At 62.2% G+C, this 20,151-nt stretch carries 18 protein-coding genes and 1 pseudogene; 10 read left to right on the forward strand and 9 right to left on the reverse strand.

Translation table 11 applies throughout. From position 1 onward, the window contains the following. Positions 1–495: 495 nt before the first annotated feature. The 3 genes from BV210_RS04765 to BV210_RS04775 all read left to right on the forward strand — a co-directional run bounded on the left by BV210_RS04765 (position 496) and on the right by BV210_RS04775 (position 2,204). Positions 496–1,317 carry a hypothetical protein gene (locus tag BV210_RS04765; protein WP_077205534.1) on the forward strand — a complete coding sequence of 274 codons (822 nt, stop codon included), beginning with the start codon at positions 496–498 and terminating at the stop codon, positions 1,315–1,317. A 110-nt stretch (positions 1,318–1,427) separates the two neighbouring features. Beyond that, on the forward strand, positions 1,428–1,727 hold the full coding sequence (locus tag BV210_RS04770; RefSeq protein WP_157525808.1) for a hypothetical protein: 300 nt from the start codon (positions 1,428–1,430) through the stop codon (positions 1,725–1,727). A 45-nt stretch (positions 1,728–1,772) separates the two neighbouring features. Continuing rightward, complete coding sequence (locus BV210_RS04775; protein WP_077205536.1) at positions 1,773–2,204, forward strand: hypothetical protein; 432 nt, start codon at positions 1,773–1,775, stop codon at positions 2,202–2,204. Between the two features lie 39 nt (positions 2,205–2,243). Here the strand turns inward: BV210_RS04775 and BV210_RS04780 are convergent, their stop codons facing one another. Both BV210_RS04780 and BV210_RS04785 read right to left on the reverse strand, forming a co-directional pair. Next, positions 2,244–2,612, reverse strand: coding sequence for a rhodanese-like domain-containing protein (locus BV210_RS04780; RefSeq protein WP_077205537.1), 369 nt, complete (start codon positions 2,610–2,612; stop codon positions 2,244–2,246). Beyond that, on the reverse strand, positions 2,609–3,169 hold the full coding sequence (locus tag BV210_RS04785) for a class I SAM-dependent methyltransferase (RefSeq protein ID WP_077205538.1): 561 nt from the start codon (positions 3,167–3,169) through the stop codon (positions 2,609–2,611). The genes BV210_RS04780 and BV210_RS04785 overlap by 4 nt, the downstream gene beginning before the upstream one ends. A gap of 198 nt (positions 3,170–3,367) precedes the next feature. On the opposite strand from BV210_RS04785, the pseudogene BV210_RS04790 reads away from it, so the two are divergent. The 4 genes and pseudogenes from BV210_RS04790 to BV210_RS04805 form a co-directional block, all read left to right on the forward strand. Beyond that, positions 3,368–3,715, forward strand: a pseudogene (locus tag BV210_RS04790) (rhodanese-like domain-containing protein); the annotation flags it as partial. A gap of 249 nt (positions 3,716–3,964) precedes the next feature. Beyond that, a complete protein-coding gene (locus BV210_RS04795) occupies positions 3,965–5,728 on the forward strand; it encodes a sodium:proton antiporter (RefSeq protein ID WP_077205539.1) in 1,764 nt (587 codons plus the stop codon). 78 nt (positions 5,729–5,806) lie between these two features. Next, positions 5,807–6,847: a zinc-dependent alcohol dehydrogenase family protein gene (locus tag BV210_RS04800; RefSeq protein ID WP_077205540.1), complete on the forward strand. Its 1,041-nt coding sequence runs from the start codon at positions 5,807–5,809 to the stop codon at positions 6,845–6,847. A 183-nt stretch (positions 6,848–7,030) separates the two neighbouring features. Next, on the forward strand, positions 7,031–8,044 hold the full coding sequence (locus BV210_RS04805) for an NAD(P)-dependent alcohol dehydrogenase (protein WP_077205541.1): 1,014 nt from the start codon (positions 7,031–7,033) through the stop codon (positions 8,042–8,044). Between the two features lie 90 nt (positions 8,045–8,134). Here BV210_RS04805 and BV210_RS04810 read toward each other — a convergent pair whose 3' ends face one another. Together BV210_RS04810 and BV210_RS04815 are read right to left on the reverse strand one after the other, a co-directional pair. After that, the gene (locus tag BV210_RS04810) at positions 8,135–8,497 is read right to left on the reverse strand and encodes a metal-sulfur cluster assembly factor (protein ID WP_077205542.1); all 363 of its coding nucleotides are present in this window, start codon (positions 8,495–8,497) and stop codon (positions 8,135–8,137) included. Next, positions 8,494–9,558 carry an amidohydrolase family protein gene (locus BV210_RS04815; RefSeq protein ID WP_077205543.1) on the reverse strand — a complete coding sequence of 355 codons (1,065 nt, stop codon included), beginning with the start codon at positions 9,556–9,558 and terminating at the stop codon, positions 8,494–8,496. Before BV210_RS04815 ends, BV210_RS04810 begins: the two co-directional genes overlap by 4 nt. 239 nt (positions 9,559–9,797) lie before the next feature. Between BV210_RS04815 and BV210_RS04820 the strand changes: the two genes are divergently transcribed. Then, positions 9,798–10,532, forward strand: coding sequence for an SDR family NAD(P)-dependent oxidoreductase (locus tag BV210_RS04820; RefSeq protein ID WP_077205544.1), 735 nt, complete (start codon positions 9,798–9,800; stop codon positions 10,530–10,532). 303 nt (positions 10,533–10,835) lie between these two features. On the opposite strand, the gene BV210_RS04825 is transcribed toward BV210_RS04820, so the two are convergent. The 3 genes from BV210_RS04825 to BV210_RS04835 form a co-directional block, all read right to left on the reverse strand. After that, a complete protein-coding gene (locus BV210_RS04825; protein ID WP_077205545.1) occupies positions 10,836–11,492 on the reverse strand; it encodes an alpha/beta hydrolase in 657 nt (218 codons plus the stop codon). Further along, a complete protein-coding gene (locus BV210_RS04830; RefSeq protein ID WP_077205546.1) occupies positions 11,492–12,436 on the reverse strand; it encodes a VOC family protein in 945 nt (314 codons plus the stop codon). Before BV210_RS04830 ends, BV210_RS04825 begins: the two co-directional genes overlap by 1 nt. Positions 12,437–13,147: 711 nt before the next feature. Next, a complete protein-coding gene (locus tag BV210_RS04835; RefSeq protein WP_157525810.1) occupies positions 13,148–14,089 on the reverse strand; it encodes a hypothetical protein in 942 nt (313 codons plus the stop codon). Between the two features lie 234 nt (positions 14,090–14,323). Between BV210_RS04835 and BV210_RS19700 the strand changes: the two genes are divergently transcribed. Beyond that, positions 14,324–14,530, forward strand: coding sequence for a hypothetical protein (locus BV210_RS19700; protein WP_157525812.1), 207 nt, complete (start codon positions 14,324–14,326; stop codon positions 14,528–14,530). Between the two features lie 15 nt (positions 14,531–14,545). On the opposite strand, the gene BV210_RS19705 is transcribed toward BV210_RS19700, so the two are convergent. Beyond that, complete coding sequence (locus tag BV210_RS19705; RefSeq protein ID WP_157525814.1) at positions 14,546–14,749, reverse strand: hypothetical protein; 204 nt, start codon at positions 14,747–14,749, stop codon at positions 14,546–14,548. Between the two features lie 944 nt (positions 14,750–15,693). Between BV210_RS19705 and BV210_RS04845 the strand changes: the two genes are divergently transcribed. Next, the gene (locus tag BV210_RS04845; protein ID WP_077205549.1) at positions 15,694–16,452 is read left to right on the forward strand and encodes a potassium channel family protein; all 759 of its coding nucleotides are present in this window, start codon (positions 15,694–15,696) and stop codon (positions 16,450–16,452) included. 88 nt (positions 16,453–16,540) lie between these two features. On the opposite strand, the gene BV210_RS04850 is transcribed toward BV210_RS04845, so the two are convergent. Next, entirely contained in the window at positions 16,541–20,083 is a 3,543-nt protein-coding gene (locus tag BV210_RS04850; protein ID WP_084802562.1) for an ATP-binding protein, read from the reverse strand. Between the last annotated feature and the right edge of the window lie 68 nt (positions 20,084–20,151).

Raw genomic sequence — 20,151 nt, forward strand, 5'->3', positions numbered from 1 at the left:
GTTGTGGGACGGGACCGCGATACCACAACGGGGGCAGGTTCCGAGGCTCTCCTGGGTAGTAGTTCGGGTCATCGAAAGGAGCGTGTGACAGGGGAGGGCTGGTCGCCCTCTACATCACCATACCGGCTGGAAGGATATGTACCCGAGCCACGCGGAGTGAAAGTGAAACTGCCGGACACGACCGGACCCCGATGAGAATGATACGTATCTCGATATTTCCGTCTCTGTTCCGTACGGATCAGGCTCGCGATGGCCGGGGTACCTCCGACTGTCTCCCGTTCGATCAGAACTGGCTGGCGACCGGTCACGTCCGTCCGCGCGGTCCGTTCCGACTGCGTACGGTCGCTTCCCGTTCTGCACCGGTCACGTTCGCTCTCGGCATATCTGCCATCCGTTTGGTTACGATCACGTCCGGTTTGCCACCGGAGTGTCCACCCTCGCTTGCCCGTGGGGACTGGTTTCATACGGGACGTTCCAGAACGAAACTCCGGACCGATGCAACGGAGAACCCTGCTCAAGTATGCGGGCGTCGGCGCGGTGTCAGCCGGCGTCGCGAACGGCGTGACCGGGACTGCACTGGCCGGCTGCGTCGACGTGTCGTTCGAGGTCGACGATCGCGAGTCCGGTGACGACGAGTCCGTCGACGTCGACTGCGGAACACCAACGACCGTCGACGGTCGAATCGTCGGCACGAAGTCCTGTCACACAGCGGATCTCGTCGACTACGGCCGCGAGGACGGCGACCTCCAGTTCTGGATCGAGACCGTCGAGGACGGTCACGACTGCACGGACCACCACGTCACAATCGGGTACACGATCCACGCGGATGGACTGGACGACAAACCGGCCGGTGTCTGTGTGTATCACGACGGGGACCGCGTGGCCCGCGTCGACTGCGCCGACGACGACGCTGACGAACCCGCGGACCACTCCGACGATCCGCCGGAGTTCGACTTCGACGAGGAGGATCCACCGGAATTCGACTTCGACGTGGACGACGACCCACCCGATTTTGATTTCGATGTTGACGACGACCCACCGGAATTCGACTTCGACGTAGATGAAGACCCTCCGGAGTTCGACTTCGATATCGATGAGGAACCGAAATTCGACATGGACGTGGACGAGGGAGAACCCCGATTCGACATCGACGTGGACGAGGGGGAACCCCGATTCGACATCGACGTGGACGAGGGGGAACCCCAATTCGACATCGACGTGAACGAGGGAGAACCTGAATTCGATTTCGACGTGGACGACGAACCGGAGTTCGACTTCGATATCGACGAGGAGCCGGAGTTCTCGATGCCGGACTGATTGCGGATGGACAGCCGAGACCGACGGAGCCCCTGGTGAATCTCGCTCTCAGGCGTGGGTGAAGACGTTCGGGACCGTGGCTTTCCCGGGGCGGATCGAACGGGACGGTGATGGATCGGACCGCAGAACTACGTCGACTCGCGACCGACCTCCGCGAGCACGACGCGGTCGAAGACGCCTGGCTCGCCAAGAGCTTCACCGACCGGTTGCTCGTCGTCGACCTGCGGACCGGGAGCGTCCCAGCCGAGATCCGCGAGCGCCTCGAGGAACACGATTGCTACGGCGCGAACGACGTCTACGAGACCGGCGAGGCCGACGCCTCTTTCGCAGGGTCGGTTGGCGACGAAACCCGCCACCAGTTCGTCGACGTGCAGACGCGGGGCGACCACCAGTCCTACGTAGTGGAGTGAGGATTTTCGCCCGCTCTTTTCCGGCTGGCGGACGAACACCGGGGCGTGACACGGTTCGACGCCGACACCCCCGACGAACGCCGGGACCTGTACGCCGCGGCCGTCGAGGCGCACCGCGAACGGGAAAGCCCCTTCCTCACGATCGAACCGGAGCCGACGCCCGCCGAAGCGGCCGCGGTTGAGGACGACGATCTACCCGAAGACGCACCGGAGCAGACGATTCCCTGGATCCAACTCGCCGAGGACACCGTGAACCTCGACTGCACGGACACGGAACTGGAGCGGCTGAAGAGCCTGCTGGACGAGTACCCGGCCTTTCGGATCGACGATCTGACGAGCCCGGAGGACGCCCACGGGACGAACGTCCGGATCACAGCCCGTGCCGATCCGGAGCGGCTGGGGGACTTCTTCGACCGCGTGTTCCAGACGGTCTACGGCCGCGAGGAGGAGTACCGGTCCTGGGTCGTCGAGATCTGAGCGTCTCGGCCCGCTCGTCGAGGACCGATCCGCCTCTTGTCAGGGCAAGACGCGGCGAGCGAACGCGGCGAGGCGGTACAGCACCGTGTTTCGCTCGTACTGTCGCCACCCGGCGTAGCCGCCGGTGAGCGTGGTGGCGTCGTACCCCGCCGATTCGAGGTGGTTAGTGGCCGATCGGGCGACGACGCCGGCCTTACAGACCGTGACGATCTCGCCGTCCTCGGGGAGTTCGTCTAGGTGCGGATCGAGAGCCTCGACCTCCCCCTCCCGGAGGTCGTCGTACACCGGCGCGTTGTGACTCCCCTCGATGTGGCCGTCCCGGTAGGCGTCCGCCGGTCTGATGTCAAGGACGAACACGTCCTCGGCGGCGCGTCGGTCGTCGAGTCGTCCCGGCCCGATCGAACTCATCGTCTCGTCCCGACGATCAGGAAGGTCTCCGGCCGCGTCGCCCGGAACTCGATCTCGAACCCGGCGTCTTCGAGCGCCGTAGCTGCCTCACGCTCGCTGAACCGTTCGGACAGCGGCGGGCCGTCTTCGCCAGTCCCGTCCGCCGACCAGTCGGCGACGACGAGGCGGCCACCGGAGGCGAGGACTCGCGCGAGTTCGGCGAGCGCTTCGTCGGTGGCGAACTCGTGATAAGTCATCGTCGAGACGGCCCGGTCGAGTTCGTCGTCGTCGAACGGGAGGTCCTCGATCCCCGAGGTGACGAGTTCGACGTTCTCGGGGACACCTTTCTCCCGGTAGTGGTCGTGCATCTCTTCCTGGATGTCGACCGCGTACACGCGGTCCGCGTGTGGCGCGATGTCGTCCGTGTAGAAGCCTGTCCCGCTCCCGAGATCGACCACCGTCTCCGCGCCCGTCAGGTCGAGTCCCCAGAGGAGTTCCTCGCGGGAGACTGACTGATAGCGAGCCGCGGCGTCTTCGAGTTTCGCCGCCTTCCCCGCATCGAACGTGTGGTGTCCCATCGTCGGTAGTTGTGTATGTATCGTGAAGTAGCTGCTGGATCTCGACGATCTCTGTTCGGTTGCCACGGGTGGTCACTCCGTGGTGGGACCCGTCTGCAGATGGATCGCGTGGCCGCTATTCGTACCAGCCACGGCGTGTCTCCGTTCGTCTCGTTTCCAGCATGCTTATCACCGGCTCGATCTGTGATATTGATGAATATGAGCAATACCGAGATCGAGGCTGCGGAGGTCGCGCGGCGACTCGAGACCGAGCAGACGAACGATCTCTTCGTTCTGGACGTCCGAACGGAACGCGACTACGCACGCCGGCGGATTCCCGGAAGTACGAACCTCCCGGTCTACGAGGATCTGCTGCGGTACGACTACTCGGGACTCGAACATCATCTCGACGACCTCCCCGGCGACGAGGAGATCGCGGTCGTCTGCAAGGCCGGTGTCACCTCCGCCCGGGCCGCCGAGTTCCTGCGGGCCCACGGCTTCGACGCGAAATCCGTCCGCGACGGAATGTCCGCCTGGGGACGTGTCGACCACGAACTCCAGGCCGAGTAGGACGGCAGCGCAGGGATCACTCGGACGTCACGGCGGCCTCAGTCCATCTCTGCGGCGTAGTTTCGGGTCGACGACGAGTGTGGTGGCTTTTCTCGTCGCGAGCACGATCGACAGTGTCTGAATTTTCGGACTGGTCGGTCGTGGTGAATCCGCCGTTCACCGCCAGCGTTGGATTCGATCCGAACCGAAATGATCGCCCCGGCGAGTCGGCCCCGCGCTTTTCCGGTCCAACGTGGAACCGGACGTATGACCGGGATCGAGGGGCAACTGTGGGCGTTGCTGGCGCTGTTCGGCATCGCCGCCGTCGTCAGCGTCATCGCAGCCCGGGACGCTCGCATCCAGTACACCATCGGGCTGGTCGTCACCGGCTTGCTCGTCGCCGCGGTCGGTCCACCGGTCCCCGATCCAATCACTTCCGAGTTCATCCTGCTGGTCTTGCTCCCGGCACTGATCTTCAGAGACGCCGTGACGATCGACGCCGGCGCACTCCGTGCGAATCTCGCCCCCATCCTGTTGCTCGCGGTCGTCGGCTTCTGTTGTTCGATCGCACTGGTCGCGGTTGCCAGCCACGCCCTGCTTGGCTTCCCGCTCGCCGTCGCGATCCTGTTCGGTGCGATCCTCATGCCGACCGACCCCGTCTCCGTCGTGGCGATCTTCGAAGAACTCGACGTACCCGAACGCCTTACCCTCCTCGTCGAGGGCGAGAGCCTCCTGAACGACGGGGTCGCGATCGTGGTGTACTCGACGGTACTGGGCGTCCTCGAAGCCCGAGCCGCCGGAGCCGGTCCCGCCCCGCTTTCCGACCCGGTCGAACTCCTCCTCGACGTGAGTGCGGGGATCGCCGTCGCGTTCGTGGGCGGTGTCGTCGTCGGGGCTGCTGCGGGGTACCTCGCCGCGGCCGTCGTCGCTGCCGCCGACGACCAGCTCACGGCCGTGATCGTCTCGGTCCTGACCGCCTACGGCGTCTATCTCCTGCTCCACCAGTTCGGGGCCAGCGGTGTCATCGGTACCCTCGCGGCCGGGCTCGTCCTCGGGGCGGAGAACGGACACGCCGACATCGCCCCGGAGATTCACTTCTCGATCGGATTCGCGTGGGATATCGTCGCCGTGCTGGCAAACACCATCGTCTTCGTGGCGATCGGCCTCATCACACCGGTCGACCTCCTCTTCGCCTACGTGCCGGCGATCGCCGCCGTCATCGTCATCGCGTTCCTCGCCCGTGCGGTGGTCGTCTACCCGTTGCTCGAACTGTACAACTGGTGGCAGACGCAGTCGATACCGCACACCTTCCAGCACGTCCTCGCGTGGTCGGGTATTCACGCCTCGGTCTCGGTCGCGCTGGCGCTTGACGCCCGCGAGCAACTCCCGGCCGCCCTCGCCGACGAGTTCACCGCGCTGCTGTTCGGCGTCGCCGCGTTCACGCTCGTCGTCAACGGGACGACCATGCCCCGCCTCGTCGCGTGGCTCGATCTGAGCCGGGACGATCCGCACCGACGGCTCTACGACGCTCTCGTCGGCAGACTCCACGGTGTCGACGCGGCCCTCGAAACCGCCGACAGTCTGCTCGAAGACGACGACATGCCCGAGAGCGTGTACGTCGAGATCACCGAGGCCTATCGGAACGAGCGGGCGACACTCGTCGATGCTACCGAACGGTTGCTGCGGGCGTATCCGGATCTCAAAGCTCACGAGCGCCGACGGAGCCAGCGCCGCGTCTTGCTGGCCGAACACGAGGCGATCAAGCGCGCGACCCAGCAAGCCGAGATTCGCGGCGACGTGGGCGAGCAATTGCTGGCCGACATCGAGCGAGATCTCGATCGCATCGTGACCGACGAGCGATCGTCTCACAGTCTCACAGCCACAGAGCAGCCACCGGACTGGCAGACGTTGCTCGACGCAGTGTCAGTCGACCTCGATCTCGGGCTCGAGGACGGACGCGCGAGTCGGCATCGGGACGTCTTCGACCCGAACCACGAAGATGGGGGCGACGGCAACGGTGATTCACACTGACAGTCGGCGGCACAGATCCATCCCCGGGTGCCACTGTCCCGGCGTGACCTCTTTGGACCTGCCCCCCTTGGACGGAGTATGCGCGCAGCAGTGTTCCACGGGCCGGGCGACGTTCGAATCGAAGACGTACCGAAACCCGAACTGACCGAGCCGACGGACGCGCTCGTCCGGGTCACCCACACCGCGATCTGTGGCTCCGACCTGTGGTTCTACAACGGCGACAGCGACCGCGAGCAGGGTTCCCGAGTCGGTCACGAACCGATGGGTATCGTCGAGGAAGTCGGCGACGACGTCCGAAGCGTCGAGCCCGGCGACCGCGTGTTCGCACCGTTCGTCATCAGTTGCGGCGAGTGTGAGTTCTGCCGGAAGGGCCTGCACACATCCTGTGTAAACGGCGACTCCTGGAGCGGCGAGAACGGCGGCGCACAGGGCGAGTACGTCCGCGCACCGCACGCCGACGGGACGCTCGTCCGGGTCCCCGACCGGTACGCCGACGACGAAGACGCGCTCGAATCGCTCATGCCATTGACGGACGTGATGGGCACCGGTCACCACGCCGCCGTCAGCGCCGGCGTCGAACCCGGGAGTACCGCCGTAGTCGTCGGCGACGGCGCGGTCGGCCTCTGTGGCGTCCTCGCCGCCCGGCGACTGGGTGCTCGCCGGATCGTCGCCGTCGGCCACCACGAGGACCGCCTCGACCTCGCCGACGAGTTCGGCGCGACCGACACCGTGCTTGGCGGCGAGGGCGACGAGGTCGAACGCGTCCGCGAGGTTACCGACGGCGGTGCCGATCACGTCATGGAGTGCGTCGGCGCGGCATCGGCGATGGACACCGCCGTCTCGGTCTGTCGCCCCGGTGGAACGGTCGGCTACGTCGGCGTCCCGCACGGCGTCGACGCCGCCGGACTGGAACTGTACGACTTCTTCGGCGACAACGTCACGCTCCGGGGTGGCGTCGCGCCGGTGCGAGCCTACGCCGAGGACCTGATGGCCGACGTACTCGGCGGGACGCTCGACCCCGCGCCGATCTTCACGAAGACGGTCGATCTGGAGGGCGTGCCGGAGGGGTACCAGGCGATGTCAGACCGCGAGGCACTGAAAGTACTTGTCAAGCCCTGAGAGTGGATACTAGACGCTAGCTCGGCTCCACGACCAGCGTCATCCGTCGCTCCCCGCGCTCGATGGTCACCGTCACATCCAGCGCGACCGCGAGGACGACCAGGCAAGCGCGACCAGCCATGGTTTAAATTCCCTCAACGGTACGGCAATCACTACTTCTGGATGTCTCTCGGAGCGACTGACATGCAAGCAGCACGGTTCTACGGTTCGGGGACGGGGCTGGAAATCGAAACTGTGGACCGGCCGACGCCGGGGCCCGGTGAGGTACTCGTGGAGGTCGAGGCCTGTGGGATCTGCCACTCGGACCTCCACATTCTGGAGGGCGACGTTCCGATCTCGACGCCGCGGACGCTCGGTCACGAAGCGGCCGGCAGCGTCGCCGAGGTCGGGGCCGGGGTCGACAACGTCACCGAAGGTGAGTCCGTTGCCGTCCACGGCGCGTGGGGCTGTGGCCACTGTGACGTCTGTGCCCGTGGGGACACGCAACTCTGCAACGTGATGCTGTGGGAAGGCATCGGCCAGGATGGTGCGTACGCAGAGTACGTTCTGGTTCCCGACGAACGATACGTCCTGCCGATCGGTGACCTGGACCCGGTACAAGCGGCTCCCCTGACCGACGCTGCGCTGACGCCGTACCGGGCGGTCAGTCGCGCTCGCGAGCACCTCTCCCCAGCGGACACGCTGACGATCATCGGGATCGGTGGTCTCGGACAGTACGCCGTCCAGTTCGCCGCGATGACGGGCGCACAGGTCGTCGCGGTCGATCTCGACGCGGCGAAACTCGACCTCGCCGAGGACCTGGGTGCCGACGTCACGATCGACGCCGCGACCGAAGACGTCCGGGACCGGATTCGCGCCGTGACCGATCGGCAGGGGGTCAGGGTCGCCATCGACTTCGTGGCCAACGAGGAGACGCTGCAGTGGTGTAGCAACACACTCGCGGCGCAGGGGCAGATGTTCGTCGTCGGACTGGGAGACGGCACCTTCGACGTCCAGTTCAATCCGTTGATCGGCAGCGAAGTCACGGCGACGAGCTGTTACTGGGGCAGTCTCCCCGAGCTCCGGGACGTACTCGGGATCGCTCGCCGCGGCAAGCTGGACGTCGGCGTCGAGACGGTCGGCTTTTCGGACCTGAACGACGTGCTCGAACGGCTCGATCACGGCGATATCCACCGGCGGGCGGTGCTCACCCCCTGAGCGAGCGCCGTCGCGGCCGTACGGTACCGCTCGCGACCGGTTTTGACGGCATTCGGACCGCGGACGACGGGATGAGGATCGATCGGACGGTCAGTCGGTCGTCGCCTCCTCGCGACTGCCGCGAGCGGCGTAGCCGTCCAGAACGGCCTCACGGCGTGCCTGCCCCTCATCAGAGATCATCTCCGGGGTCCACTCCATCCCGTCGTCGGTTTCCACCGTGACCGACTCGACCGCCGGGAGCGGCTGGACCCGTTCCTCGATCTCCTCGACGAAGTAGGGTACCTGATAGCAGACGGGCGAGGTCAGGCGCATGTCGACTTGGACGTGGCCGTCGTCGACGTCGATCGACTCGACGAGTCCCATCTCGACGATGTCGAGGTTCGAGCCGGTCGCCGCTGCACACGGATCCACGACGTCGTGGAGTCGCTCGCGGACCTGGTCGTCGATCGTCACGCCACCACCTCGAACGGCGTCGTCGAGAACGGCTCGGCGAGTTCGTCGTCGCGGTCGTCGTCCTCGATGTCGGACTGGAGCTCGTCGACGTCCAGCCCGTGGGCGTCGGCGAGGTTCCGGCCGAGGATGTCCCGCTTGTCGGCGTCGGTGATCTGGACAGTGCCGTTGGCCGTCTCCAGCTCGGGGAACTCGTACTCCCAGAACGCTTCGAGAAGCAGTTGCGGGTGGTACTGGGGTGTGCCACTTCCCCAGATGACCTTGTCGAGGACGTCCGCACCGCCGGCGTGGAGGAGTTCTTCCATCGACCCGACGAACCGCTCGGGATTCGTCGCGATGTCACCCGCCGTGATCTCAAGGTTGACGTACACGTTCGAGTGATTGGCGAGATGATAGCCGGTCTCCTTGGCCAGCCCCATGCCGCCGTGGACGATCTCGAAGTTGAGTTCGGGGAAACTGCTCGCCGCCTCGTCGACGTCGTCGACCAGGTAGGAGTCGATCGGCACGTTGCCGAACGGAACCGCCTTGTGGACGGCGACAACGTCGAGCCCCAGATCGACCGCGTGTTGCCACAGCGGGAAGGCCGATTTCGGATCGTCCATCTCGAAGCCGACGTGCTCGTCGTCGGCCCAGTACGAGGGGTACACCTTCATCCCGTGGGCGTCGAATCGCTCGACCTGGCGGGTGAGCTCGGCCTGCGGGTCGTCCATCCCGATGACGTCTACGCTCGCGAGCGACGCGGCCCGGTTCGGGTGGCGGTCGATGAACTCCTCGGCCTTCCCGAGGGCGGTCAGCCCGTCATCGAAGATCGTGATCGTCTGGGGATGGAACACCGCGAAATCCACCTGGCTCTCGCGGAACAGCATGTTGCTCGTCACCGTCGAGTCCCAGTCGGTGAGGAACGTCTCCTCCGTCCGCCGGTACCGCTCCGGCATCGCCTTCTCCACGCCGAGCATCAGGTCGATCACACTCTGGGCGTGTTCCTCGATCGCGTAGTTCGACGGGTGCAGGTTGTAGGCGTGTGTGACCGCATCGGCCACGAACACGTCGTCGAGTGGAGCCATACGGGCCCACAGTTCGCTCGGCGACTTATCCACGTCGCCGTATGAGTAACCCCGTTTAAGTCAGTGATCTCCTCTGCAATAGCTGGTACGACTAGTCATATCGATGCGGGTGCCGGATTCACTCCCACCCGCAGTTCGGTCGACCGGTTGACTGTTCACATACTGTGTCGATCATTCGGCTGCAAGAGGGAGATTCTATCGACGCGAGCCTTGAAGGGCGCCGACATGAAAGCGGACGTATGACAACGCTCGACGGCGAGCGAATCATCGTGACGGGTGCGAGCCGCGGTCTCGGTCGGTCGATGGCCGAACGATTCTCCGAGGAGGGCGCCCGCGTCACACTGACAGCACGGGACACGGAACGACTCCAGGCCGTCGCCGACGATCTGCCCGGCGAGACGTGCGTCGTTCCGGCGAACGTTCGTGACGCTGACGCCGTCGAACGGGTGATCGAGCGGACAGTCGAGTCGTTCGGCGGTGTCGACTCGCTAGTCAACAACGCCGGCGTGAGCCTCTTGGGTATGCAAAACTCCCGAAAGGAATTAGTTGATGTCACCGAGGACGAGTGGGATACCGTCCTCGAAGTCAACCTCAAGGGTGTGTTCCTGTTCACCCAGCAAGCCCTTCCCCACATGTACGACCAGGGTGCAGGCAACGTGATCAACGTCTCCTCGGGGCTCGGTCGGCAGGCGGCTCCGGGCGCAGGTGCGTACGTGAGTTCGAAGTGGGGTCTGGAAGGCTTGACTCGGGTGACAGCCCTCGAAGGAGCGGACCGCGGCGTCAACGCCAACGCTATCGACCCTGGTGGCCGGGTCGACACGGACATCTGGGCGCATTTGCCCGACGAGGAGCGCGAACAGATCCTCGACCCTGACGTGATGGACGAAGCCGCGGTACTGCTGGCTGCTCAGGGTCCGGACGGCATCTCCGGGGAGTCGATGGCGGCCGACGAGTGGGAAGCACGGCTCGGGTAACAGACGGCTGAACAGATAGCCTGTTTCAGTACCTCTAGAACGCCGAAGTCGCCACAGACTGGGCAGCACAGGGCCCGCGGTTTGATGCCAGGAGTGAACCCGTCTCGGTGGGCCACTGGATGGTTGTCTGCATTGCATCGCCCGTGACGCTGGAGGTGCTGGGCAGGCACTGTGAGCGGATCGTCGTTTGTTACCCCGATCCGACGACGAACGTCACTCTTCGTTTCCCGCGCTCCGTCGTCATCGTCACGTCCAGCGCGACCGCGAGGACGACACCGTCTACTCAGCCAGCAGTACTGTAGCTCAGAGTAGCTCTTCGATGAACGAATTGATCATACGAATTTCGTCGTCGTTGATTTCGTGACCGAGATCGTCGTAGAGCCGATTCTCCACGTCACCATTGATCTGCTCAAATATCCGCGCGGAAGTGCGAACCTGATCGACGGTAACGTAGGGATCATCCGCACTGCAGCCGAAGAAGACCTGCGTTCCATCGAGGTTGCCATCCGGCTCGCGGTCGGGTTCTGGCTCGAGGAGACGACCCGACAACACGACGAGGCCACCGTACCGACGAGGGTTTCGGACAACGAATTCGCTCACGACGGACCCACCTTGTGAAAACCCGAGGAGAAGTGTGCGCTCAGGTGGGATACCGGCGTTGCCAGCTATCTCCATTGCACTCCTGATGCGATCGAACGCCGAGGACAGCCACGGTTCGTTCTTCTCGAACGAGGCCCCTAAATAGGGATACCACGAACTGTGGGCCGCCTTCGGCGCGAGATACATCACCCCGTGATGGAGGAACTCGTCGATGAGCCGGAGCATATACTGGGCCGAGGATCCCCGACCGTGGAGTAGAACCACGGCAACCTCAGCTGCCTGTGGCGGTGCGCCGGCCGTTTCGATTGGTTGGCCGGCGTGTGGCTCCGTGGGTGTGGCTGAGTCGGCATCCTCTCCCATCAATCTCTCTCCGTGGTCTGTGTACGTTCGAGTGGCTGCAGCTGACCTTCGATCATCTCCCGATCTTCTTCGAGCCACGGTGGGAGGAACAGTGAGTCGCCGAGAGTATCCAAATCGCTTTCGGCTGTGAGTCCCGGCTCTTCCGTGGCGAGTTCGAACAGGATCCCACCGGGTTCGCGGACGTACAGCGAGTGGAAGAAGTGCCGATCCTTCACCCGCGAGACATCGTAGCCTCGGTCCCGGAAGAGATCGTGCCACTCGTAGAGTTGCTCTTTCTCGGGGACGCGCACAGCGACGTGATGGATCGACCCTGCACCCTCGCGGCCGAACTCCACGTCTCGGTCGAGTACGTCGATGACGGTGGCACGATCGCCCGGCGCCTGGTACCGTACCCGATCGCCCTCCTGATCGATGAGTTCGAACCCCAGTGTCTCCAGGACGCTTGCAGTAACGTACACACTCGTCGAGAGGAGGCTCACACCGTGGATACCCCGGATCGCGTGTGCTGACGGGACTGGTCCATCTACCCACGGTTCTACAGATGATGTGCCGGTGACGAGTTCGAGTTGGGTACCATCCGGGTCTGTGAACCGAAGTACCTGCTCCTCGAATCGCTCAACCGGCCCCTCGACGTCGATGCCGTGGTCCGAAAGTCTGTCATGCCAGTACGAGACCGAGTTTGGAGGTATTACCAGGGCCGCAGTGCTGATCTGGGGTTTGCCAGGCCGCCCATCATCCTCTGCAGGATACGGGAAGAACGTCAGGACCGTTCCGGGCGAGCCCGTCTCGTCACCGTAGAAGAGGTGCCGCGTGAATTTCTCGTTGAAATTCACCGTCTGCTTGATCAGGCGGAGCCCGAGCACGCCCGTATAGAAATCGACGTTCTGCTGGGCATCTCGAACGATACCCGTGATATGATGAATGCCGGGCGTATCAGTGAGCATCGATTGTCGTCTAGTCGGGTGGGATCGTTAAGAACGACGCGGTCATTTAGCCCCCGTTCACCGAGTTCGCAATCGCCGACAGTCATCGATAGCGGTCCATTGGAGAAGCCGAGCAAATCATAATCGGGATCAATGGCTGAGAAGTGTGTCTGGGCGGTTTGGAAAGAGCTAGGGTAGTCGATGTGTCTCATAACCGGTTCTCACAGCCCGCAAGATAAGAGGGAAAGACCAAGAAGGAGAACTAGGACTGACTGGAGTGCAGCGTCGCGGATCCGAACCAGGCGATAGCAGGGCTGTACACCCGAGGGAACGCCCTGAAACAGCAGGGGATGACTGAAATATGAGAGATGGTTGGGACCCCGATTTTCATAATCGGTTCATGTCGGGTGGTTCGGTCCGATTATGACTTTGGTTTGGGTGTCGATATTTCGGGTCCCCGTGCCCCGGATACGGTCGCCTGTGGGCTGCTCCACCTGCTCTGGCAACTACGGGGCAGTCGTCGTCTCACCTGTCGGGGGTCCATCCGTTTCATACGCTATTGTCACTCTATCTTGCGGAGCTATGACCTGATTATGGACACCCACTGAGTAGCTCAGGGAGACCAAACGACGTTCTCCGTGGCGACACGCTGTTCGTACTGATTATGATTCCAACGGACACGTCAGCCGAATCTGTGGACCGTCACTTCAACTTTAGGCGTGAACTCAGTTGTTAGGTAGCACGCCGGAGGGTCCCGGTAACAAACAGAGTGTTTTGCAGGGGTGGATCTACAAGCATCAGAGAACCGAGCTCGCATTCGCGGTCCGGGCCATCCGGTTCCGGATTATACATGAGTGTACTCACCTTTGAGAGTGGACGATACACATGCACTTTGAGTGTCGTCGGTGGTGTCGGGAGGTCCTCGGCACGGGTCCCGTAGAGTGGATTGGTGCCGTGGCATCGGAGTTGGTGGAACTCACCGGGTGTACCGAAGGTTGCTTCCGTGACGGGTTCGATCCGGTCGAGTGTCTGTCTATCGCCTTTGATGATGAGCTTGCGGAGAGGCCACATGGTCTGGACCTGCGGGAGTGACTCACCGAGTGTCTCGAACACTGTCTCAACGGGCCCGGGGCGAATAAGTGGGCCTAGCGAGAGCAAGCAGACTTTGAGGTTAAATGTACTCTCGTCCGAGTAGTCAGAGCGCGAAGCCTCGAGGATGGCCCAGCCGAACTCGGTCGGCCAACAACAGCTGCCAACGTGGTAGGGGTTCAGTTGCCGCTCGGTGGATGGTGACGGGAGGAACTCCTCGTCCACGGGATCGATCAGTGTTTCATAGAACTGGTCGGGTCCACGGCCGTAGGCCTGGACCTGGCCGTGTCGAACCCCGTAGTAACAGGACTGGGTGGGGTGCCAGTGCGCCTCGATCGCTTCGAGCGTGGTCGCGATAGCTCCAGGAGATGCCTCTGTCCTGACTGTACTCGTCATGAAGTGTGGACTCCCTCGTTCGATGGTCGGTATGGCCGACGTGGGACAGCAGACGAGCGTTCGGGTCGTATTCGTGTAGGTGAGGATTTGGTCGGGATCATCTGGTGTCGGCCATGTTGGGTCGTTCGAGTCAGTCCACGAGCAGTCCCGGGGGAGATGGATTACCGTGGTTGTGGGGTCCGTCGCCATCGGGCGATGGCTGGTCGTGCGATGCTCATAGGCATTGGACCATGCTTCCCCGGTGGTTTTTGTTGTTGGTTCCTAGTCCACTTCGTACCGTGCCACTTCTGAGGACCCACATACTGAGCAGTTCGTCGCTAGATCGCTGACACTCGAGCCACAGTGACGACACTCGCAGAATACACTAGATTCCCGCTGTCGTGTGACTGCTTGTTTTATCCGGTTGATCATGGCTACCGATGTATGAGCAAGAACGGGGAAATAGGCAAGCCAGCCACACCGAAACTGAAAACCGCCGGACAGGACGGTGATCCGGAACTCTTCGTCAGCCAACTGTCTGACGCCCGGTTGCTCAGAATAGTGCCACCAACGACGCCTATCTGCGTTGTGCTGGCACTGGCATTGCGATGTCTCAAGACATCTCCGTTTCACCGGAAATTCGGTGTGTAATGATTTTCGGACAGGTCAGGCTTCTTCGAGAGTAACTCGATCCGAGTGCTCACTCATACCGTCTGTTGTTCCGTTGACCCTCTCCCCGACTTTTTCACAGTAATTCGCGGCCGCTTGCTGGGCTGTCTCACCTGTTCCAGTTGCGTCGACGCCACGTTGGGTGGCTGTCCATCGCTCGTCGATCTTCGTGAGTCGGATCGTTGTCCAGTAGTTGGACATACCTTTGCTGGCAGCGGTGCAGTATTAGCTCTTGCAGGGGTATTTCCGGAACTTCCGGGAAGCCACAAAGCCGCTTGATATACGGGACCATTCGTTACGTATGGATCGCGTGAATTCCGCATAGAGTTGCCTTTCGAGCACGGGGGATAGATTGCTCAGTACAGGGTGTAGATTCAACAATCACTCTTGTAGCGGTGGTTGTTGGTGGCGAATCCTTCCAGTTGTCTGAGTAGATCATTTCGGTTTGAGAATAAAGGCAGACACACCGGTCTGTCTCGCGGTCACACTTTGAGCAATTATTGTGGCCCACTCCCTACTGACAATCCTTTGCTATCAATATTCAACTGGGAATATTGACCGAATTGCGGATTTACGGAGTTTCTTCAGCGGCAATCATATTTTCTCGCATGATTGTGTCCCAGACTTCTTCCCCGGTTTCTGTTACGCCGTATACACGGCCTTTCCGCCGGTCCTCCGAAACAAGGAGTTCGACACAACCCTCTTGGTTCAGTGTTTGAAGCGCACGAGAGATGTGAGCAATGCCGAGATCGGCGTCGGATGCGATTCGTGACGGTGTTGCTGGCCCCTCGGCAAGATGCCGGAGGACTGCAATCCGGTATTGGGAACTCACTACGAGACTGACGGTATCCCAATTGGACATAGTGAGTATTGCTACCGTGGCGATTTACTTAAGTCGGCAGTGCCTATCTGAATAAGCCGGCATTAGGCTGAATCACTCGATGTTGGGTTTTGCGTGTTCGCCATCTGATACGAATAAGGACTCGGACTTCAGTTCATGTGTCGGGCTGGATAACTCCATCCACATGAGGGCGTCATAGAACGGGTCGCATACTTCCTTTATAACTACCTGGCGAACGGTCAGTACAGAGCGTGTACTTTCGCGTAGTGATGAAGTTTACAGAGATGGGATTGCTCCACTAGGTATGGTTGCCACGTACTCAATACTGTCACTACTGATCATCTTCGCGCTGTCGTTGTTGATTGTGCGTACCGGCTCGATTGCACTGGAAATGACGGGCCTTTCACCAGATGTGTCCTCCTTCCAAGCCACGTCGGCGTTCTCTGGAGCCGGATATACGACCGAAGAGGCAGAACAGGCTATCACCACCGTCGGCCGCCGCAAAACCGTAAAGGCGCTCATTCGGCTCGGCAGTATTGGACTCCTCGGTGCAATTTCGTCACTTATCCTTTCGTTCACGCGTGCTGGTGGCGACGACCTATTGAACTTACTGTATATTCTCGGCGGTGCCGGTGTAATTATTCTGTTCGCACGGAGTCGGTGGTTCAACCGCCTTGTGACGCCGCTCATCGAGTGGGCGCTGAGTGAGACGACAGAGTTAGAGATCTCGGATTATGCCCAGTTACTCGGATTGCAACGCGAATATCGTGTAGCGGAAGTGGAAATCAGCGAGGGTGATTGGCTGGCAGAGGAGTCGATTTCTGAACTGGATTTACCACGCGAAGGGGTGTTGATACTCGGCATCCGTCGAGATGATTCATATATTGGTGCGCCACAACCAGATACGGAGACGAAACCGGACGACACGCTCGTCCTCTACGGGAAACGAGACCGTCTCAAAGAATTGTCAGACCGGCTCAGAGGTGATGCAGCGGCTCGGGAAGATGCTGTTGAAGACCACGAGGAAACGCTCGAAGAGCAAAAACAACTTATTGAGGAATAAGCAGATACACTGAGCAGCTAATTCACCGGTAACAGCTTGAGACCAACCGTGATCGAGTGCTGCATACACCCTCTACATCTAACTGACCCTATCCAGAATCAGTTTGCACCTGTCGCTGGAGCCACGTCATCGGATAGATTGCAGTGAGCCCGGGCTGGTCGATACGGAACTGCTGAGGCGGCGTAGTCGAACTGTAGGTCTTCTCGACGCGGGCGTCACCATCAGCGGGCTCATTGAGTGCTGCGAGGACATCGTGGCCAGCGGACTGGCTCAGGACGACCCAGATGGCATCGTCGGGCTCACAGGCGGCCATCTTGTCGTAGTCCTCCGGGACAGCACGAGTGACATCGTGATTGATCCGCTCGGCCTCGACAGCGACGACCACGTCACCGTTCTCGTCGAGGGTCACACAGTCGAGTCGTCGCTGTTCGAGATTCTCGACAGTGCTGTCAGCATCACTCCCCATGAAGGCGGCAGCGTCGGCACTCCCCTCACGGACCTCGTAATAGGTGACGACCTCGGCGTCCGGATACTCGGGATCGTCGACGCGCTCCTGTTGGAGCCACCGGGCACTCGCCTCGATCATCGCGACGTGCTGGCTGGACTCGTCGAGATCACCTTTCCCATGGCCGAAATCCACGCCCGCCTGGAACTCCTCGTCGATCGCGTCACGGCCCGCTGCGGTCACCGAATAGTACCGCTGGGGATGGTCCCCGTCGTGGCGGAGCAAGCCGGCATCGAGGAGGTCGTCGATTTCGTCCTGATCGATCCCGACGTCTTCCTTGAGGCGGATCATGCTGTCGTGGACGATATCGTACTCGATCGGATCGTACCGCCGCTGCTGGGCGTTGTGGACTGCCTGCAGGAAGGTGAGCTGTCGCGGTGACCACTTGCTCGCCCGGATCTCGTCGGGACTCAGCGTCACATTACAACTGGTGATCGGCACGTCGTCCAGGTCCACGCTGGCGAGATCGTGACAGCACTGGATCGCCGTCCGCATCCCGTCGGCCGTGGAATCGAATCGGCTGTCACAGGTCGTACAGACGAGCGCGTCACTGTCCTCGTCGTAGCGGACGAACGATGGCATCCGACTCGTCGAAGAGAGGATCGGTGGGACTTCGCCGTCCTCCACAGGGGACGACTCACCGTCAATACCGCCCGCCCGTTCACTATCGGCTCCAGCAGTGACGGGTCCGTCCGCCGGCTGCCACGGATCGTCGTCTGTCGTCGCCCCTTCGGCTGGGCTCGAATCGGGATCGTCGATCGGCAGGCCGTAGTCCTGTTTCGTCCGATCGAGCAGGCCGTCGTGTGCGGTGGTGAAGCCAGCGCCAGGACCGCTATCCGTACGGTCAGGATGGCCTTCCGGACGGGGCAGTGATTCGGCGATAAATGGCCTCGGATTGCGACCCTGGAATTCTCCGAGGAGATCGACGAACCACTGTCCGGCTGAGAGTCCGCGCAGGCGGTTCGCCGTCGACTCTCGACCCATCGCGTCGGTGGCGAAGCGATGCGCGAGGTCGTGATCGACACCGACCGTGCCAGTGACGTACGTCCCGACGTTGTTCAACAGCTCCTGGTACAGGTCCGAATCGGTCGCTTCGAGCTGTCCGGGGAACTGCATGGCCAGGACCAGCGCACAGCCAAACGAACGACTCTGGGCGAGGAGTTCGGCGAGCAAATCCCCGTTCGCAACGTCGGCGGCCTCCTCCAGATACACGGTGACCAGCGGGAGGTCGACATTGACGTTCCGTCGACGACGGCGACGAAGCGCAGACCAGAGGTTCGACAACAGGACGAGCGTCAGGCCGCGCTTGGCCTCGGACTGGAGCCGGCCAGTGTCGAAGAGAATGACCACGTCGTCGTCGAGCCAATCGGCGAAATCGAAGGCAGGCTGGTCGGCCTCGATGCCGGTCGGTCGGTGATTGAACACACGGTTGAGATGGGGCGACGAGCTTACCTTATCGACACGATTGACCGCACCGTTCATGACTTTCCTGAATATCTCTGGATCGTCGTTCTCGACCGCCCCCCGGAGACGGTCTCGAAGGTCGGGGTTGCTAACTGCGGGCGGTGATTTACGACTCCTGAACCGTTCGAGTGCCTGTCGTATGCCCCGGTTGGTGACGACGTCACGCCCGTGGATCGGATCGTACAGGGCCCGGAGCATGTCTCTGATCATATCCGTCGACCCGATGGCACGGTCGTACTGCTCGGCACCCATGAGCTGGCGGAGGATCTCCTGATAGTGGCCGATCCGGTCCAGGACGGCGACGCTGCGGGGGACCCCAGCCTCGAGGTCGGGTTGGATATCGAAAAACGAGATGGCGGGCAGCCACTCTGCACAGTCGAAGTAGATGACGTCGTCCAGGTCCCCGAATCTGGCGTAGTGACAGCGGAGATACTCCTGGGTCATCCGACCACCCTTCGGATCGAAGATGATCTCGGGGCCGTCGGTCGCCTGGTGGTTCTCCAGGGCCGCGGTGATGAGACTCGTCGATTTGCCGGTCCCGGTCTGGCCGATCCAGCCGACGTTGCGGGTCTGCATCTCGGGTGGGAGAGCGATCGGCTCCGTTGTCGTCCCGTCACTGGTCACCGGTCGCCCCAGTACCAGACCATCAGTTCTGTAGGTGTCCAGCACGGATTCCGGCGGGAGTGGGATCGACGTCTGTGACTTGGGCACTGTTTCGAGTGCCCGCTGTGCGCCGGTGGGGAGGGCACTCCCGTCGAGCAGGCAGAAGTTCCCAACCTCCGTGGGATCGGCGACGATTCCCCGGCTCGTCGTCCGCGTGCCGGGGAGGTACGAACGAAGCGATCGGTCGTTCACCGGCACCACGGTGCGCTCGGCCAGGGCGTCGAAACAGTCCTGTGCATCCGAGCCAGTGTGTACCCTTCCGGTGATGTCGGCGGACGTGTAGCTCACGTCACCGAGTGCGCTGGAGAGACGTTCGATGGTACGAGCTGCTGTGGTTTCCTGGTCGGCGAACGCGACCGCCCGTGCGTTGACGACGAACGGGTGTCTGAGATCCTTCTCGGCGAGTTCGTCGATTCGCTGTTCGTCGGCGACCGTGAGCTTGATATCGTCCTCGTCGGGCTGGCCCACGAGCGCATTGATCAGCGTGCCGCTCAGCGTATCCTCACCGGTCTCGATCTCGCGCTGGCGAACTTCGGCCTCACCAGTTTTGTCGGGGAGCGGCTGGACGAGTGCCTGGTAGACCATCGGGACCGAACTGTTCGCCATCAGTTCGGCGATCGTGGCCAGCGGGACGTGGGCGTCGTCGGCGTCCTTGAAGTCGCCAAACGGCGTCAGCCGCGTCAGCCAGTCACGCTTGCGGTCAAGGTCGGCCTGGAAGTCGACCGCGGCCATCGAGCGGTCTTCGGTCTGGAGGTGGTCGGGGTGCCACTCCACGCGTTTGAACTCGTAGCTGTTGGGGACCAGCCCTCGACAGAGTGGCGTCACCTGGTCGAGTGCCTCGGCCGGGTCGATCCCGAGGTAGTAGTCGATCGCGGCGGTCTGGCCATCCGAGACCAGCAGCCACTCGATCGTCGGTCGTGGCGACGGTCGGAAGATGTCCAGCCAGCCGTCGTCGGTCTGCAGGTCGAGGCCGTGGAGTTGTCGTAGCGTCGAGGTCACCGTCCGGGCGGTGAGCGGATCCGTGGACGGTTGAATACGGAGGTAGGGACGGCCAGTGCTGGCGGGAA

It is taken from the genome of Halorientalis sp. IM1011, from assembly GCF_001989615.1.
Classification (GTDB): domain Archaea; phylum Halobacteriota; class Halobacteria; order Halobacteriales; family Haloarculaceae; genus Halorientalis.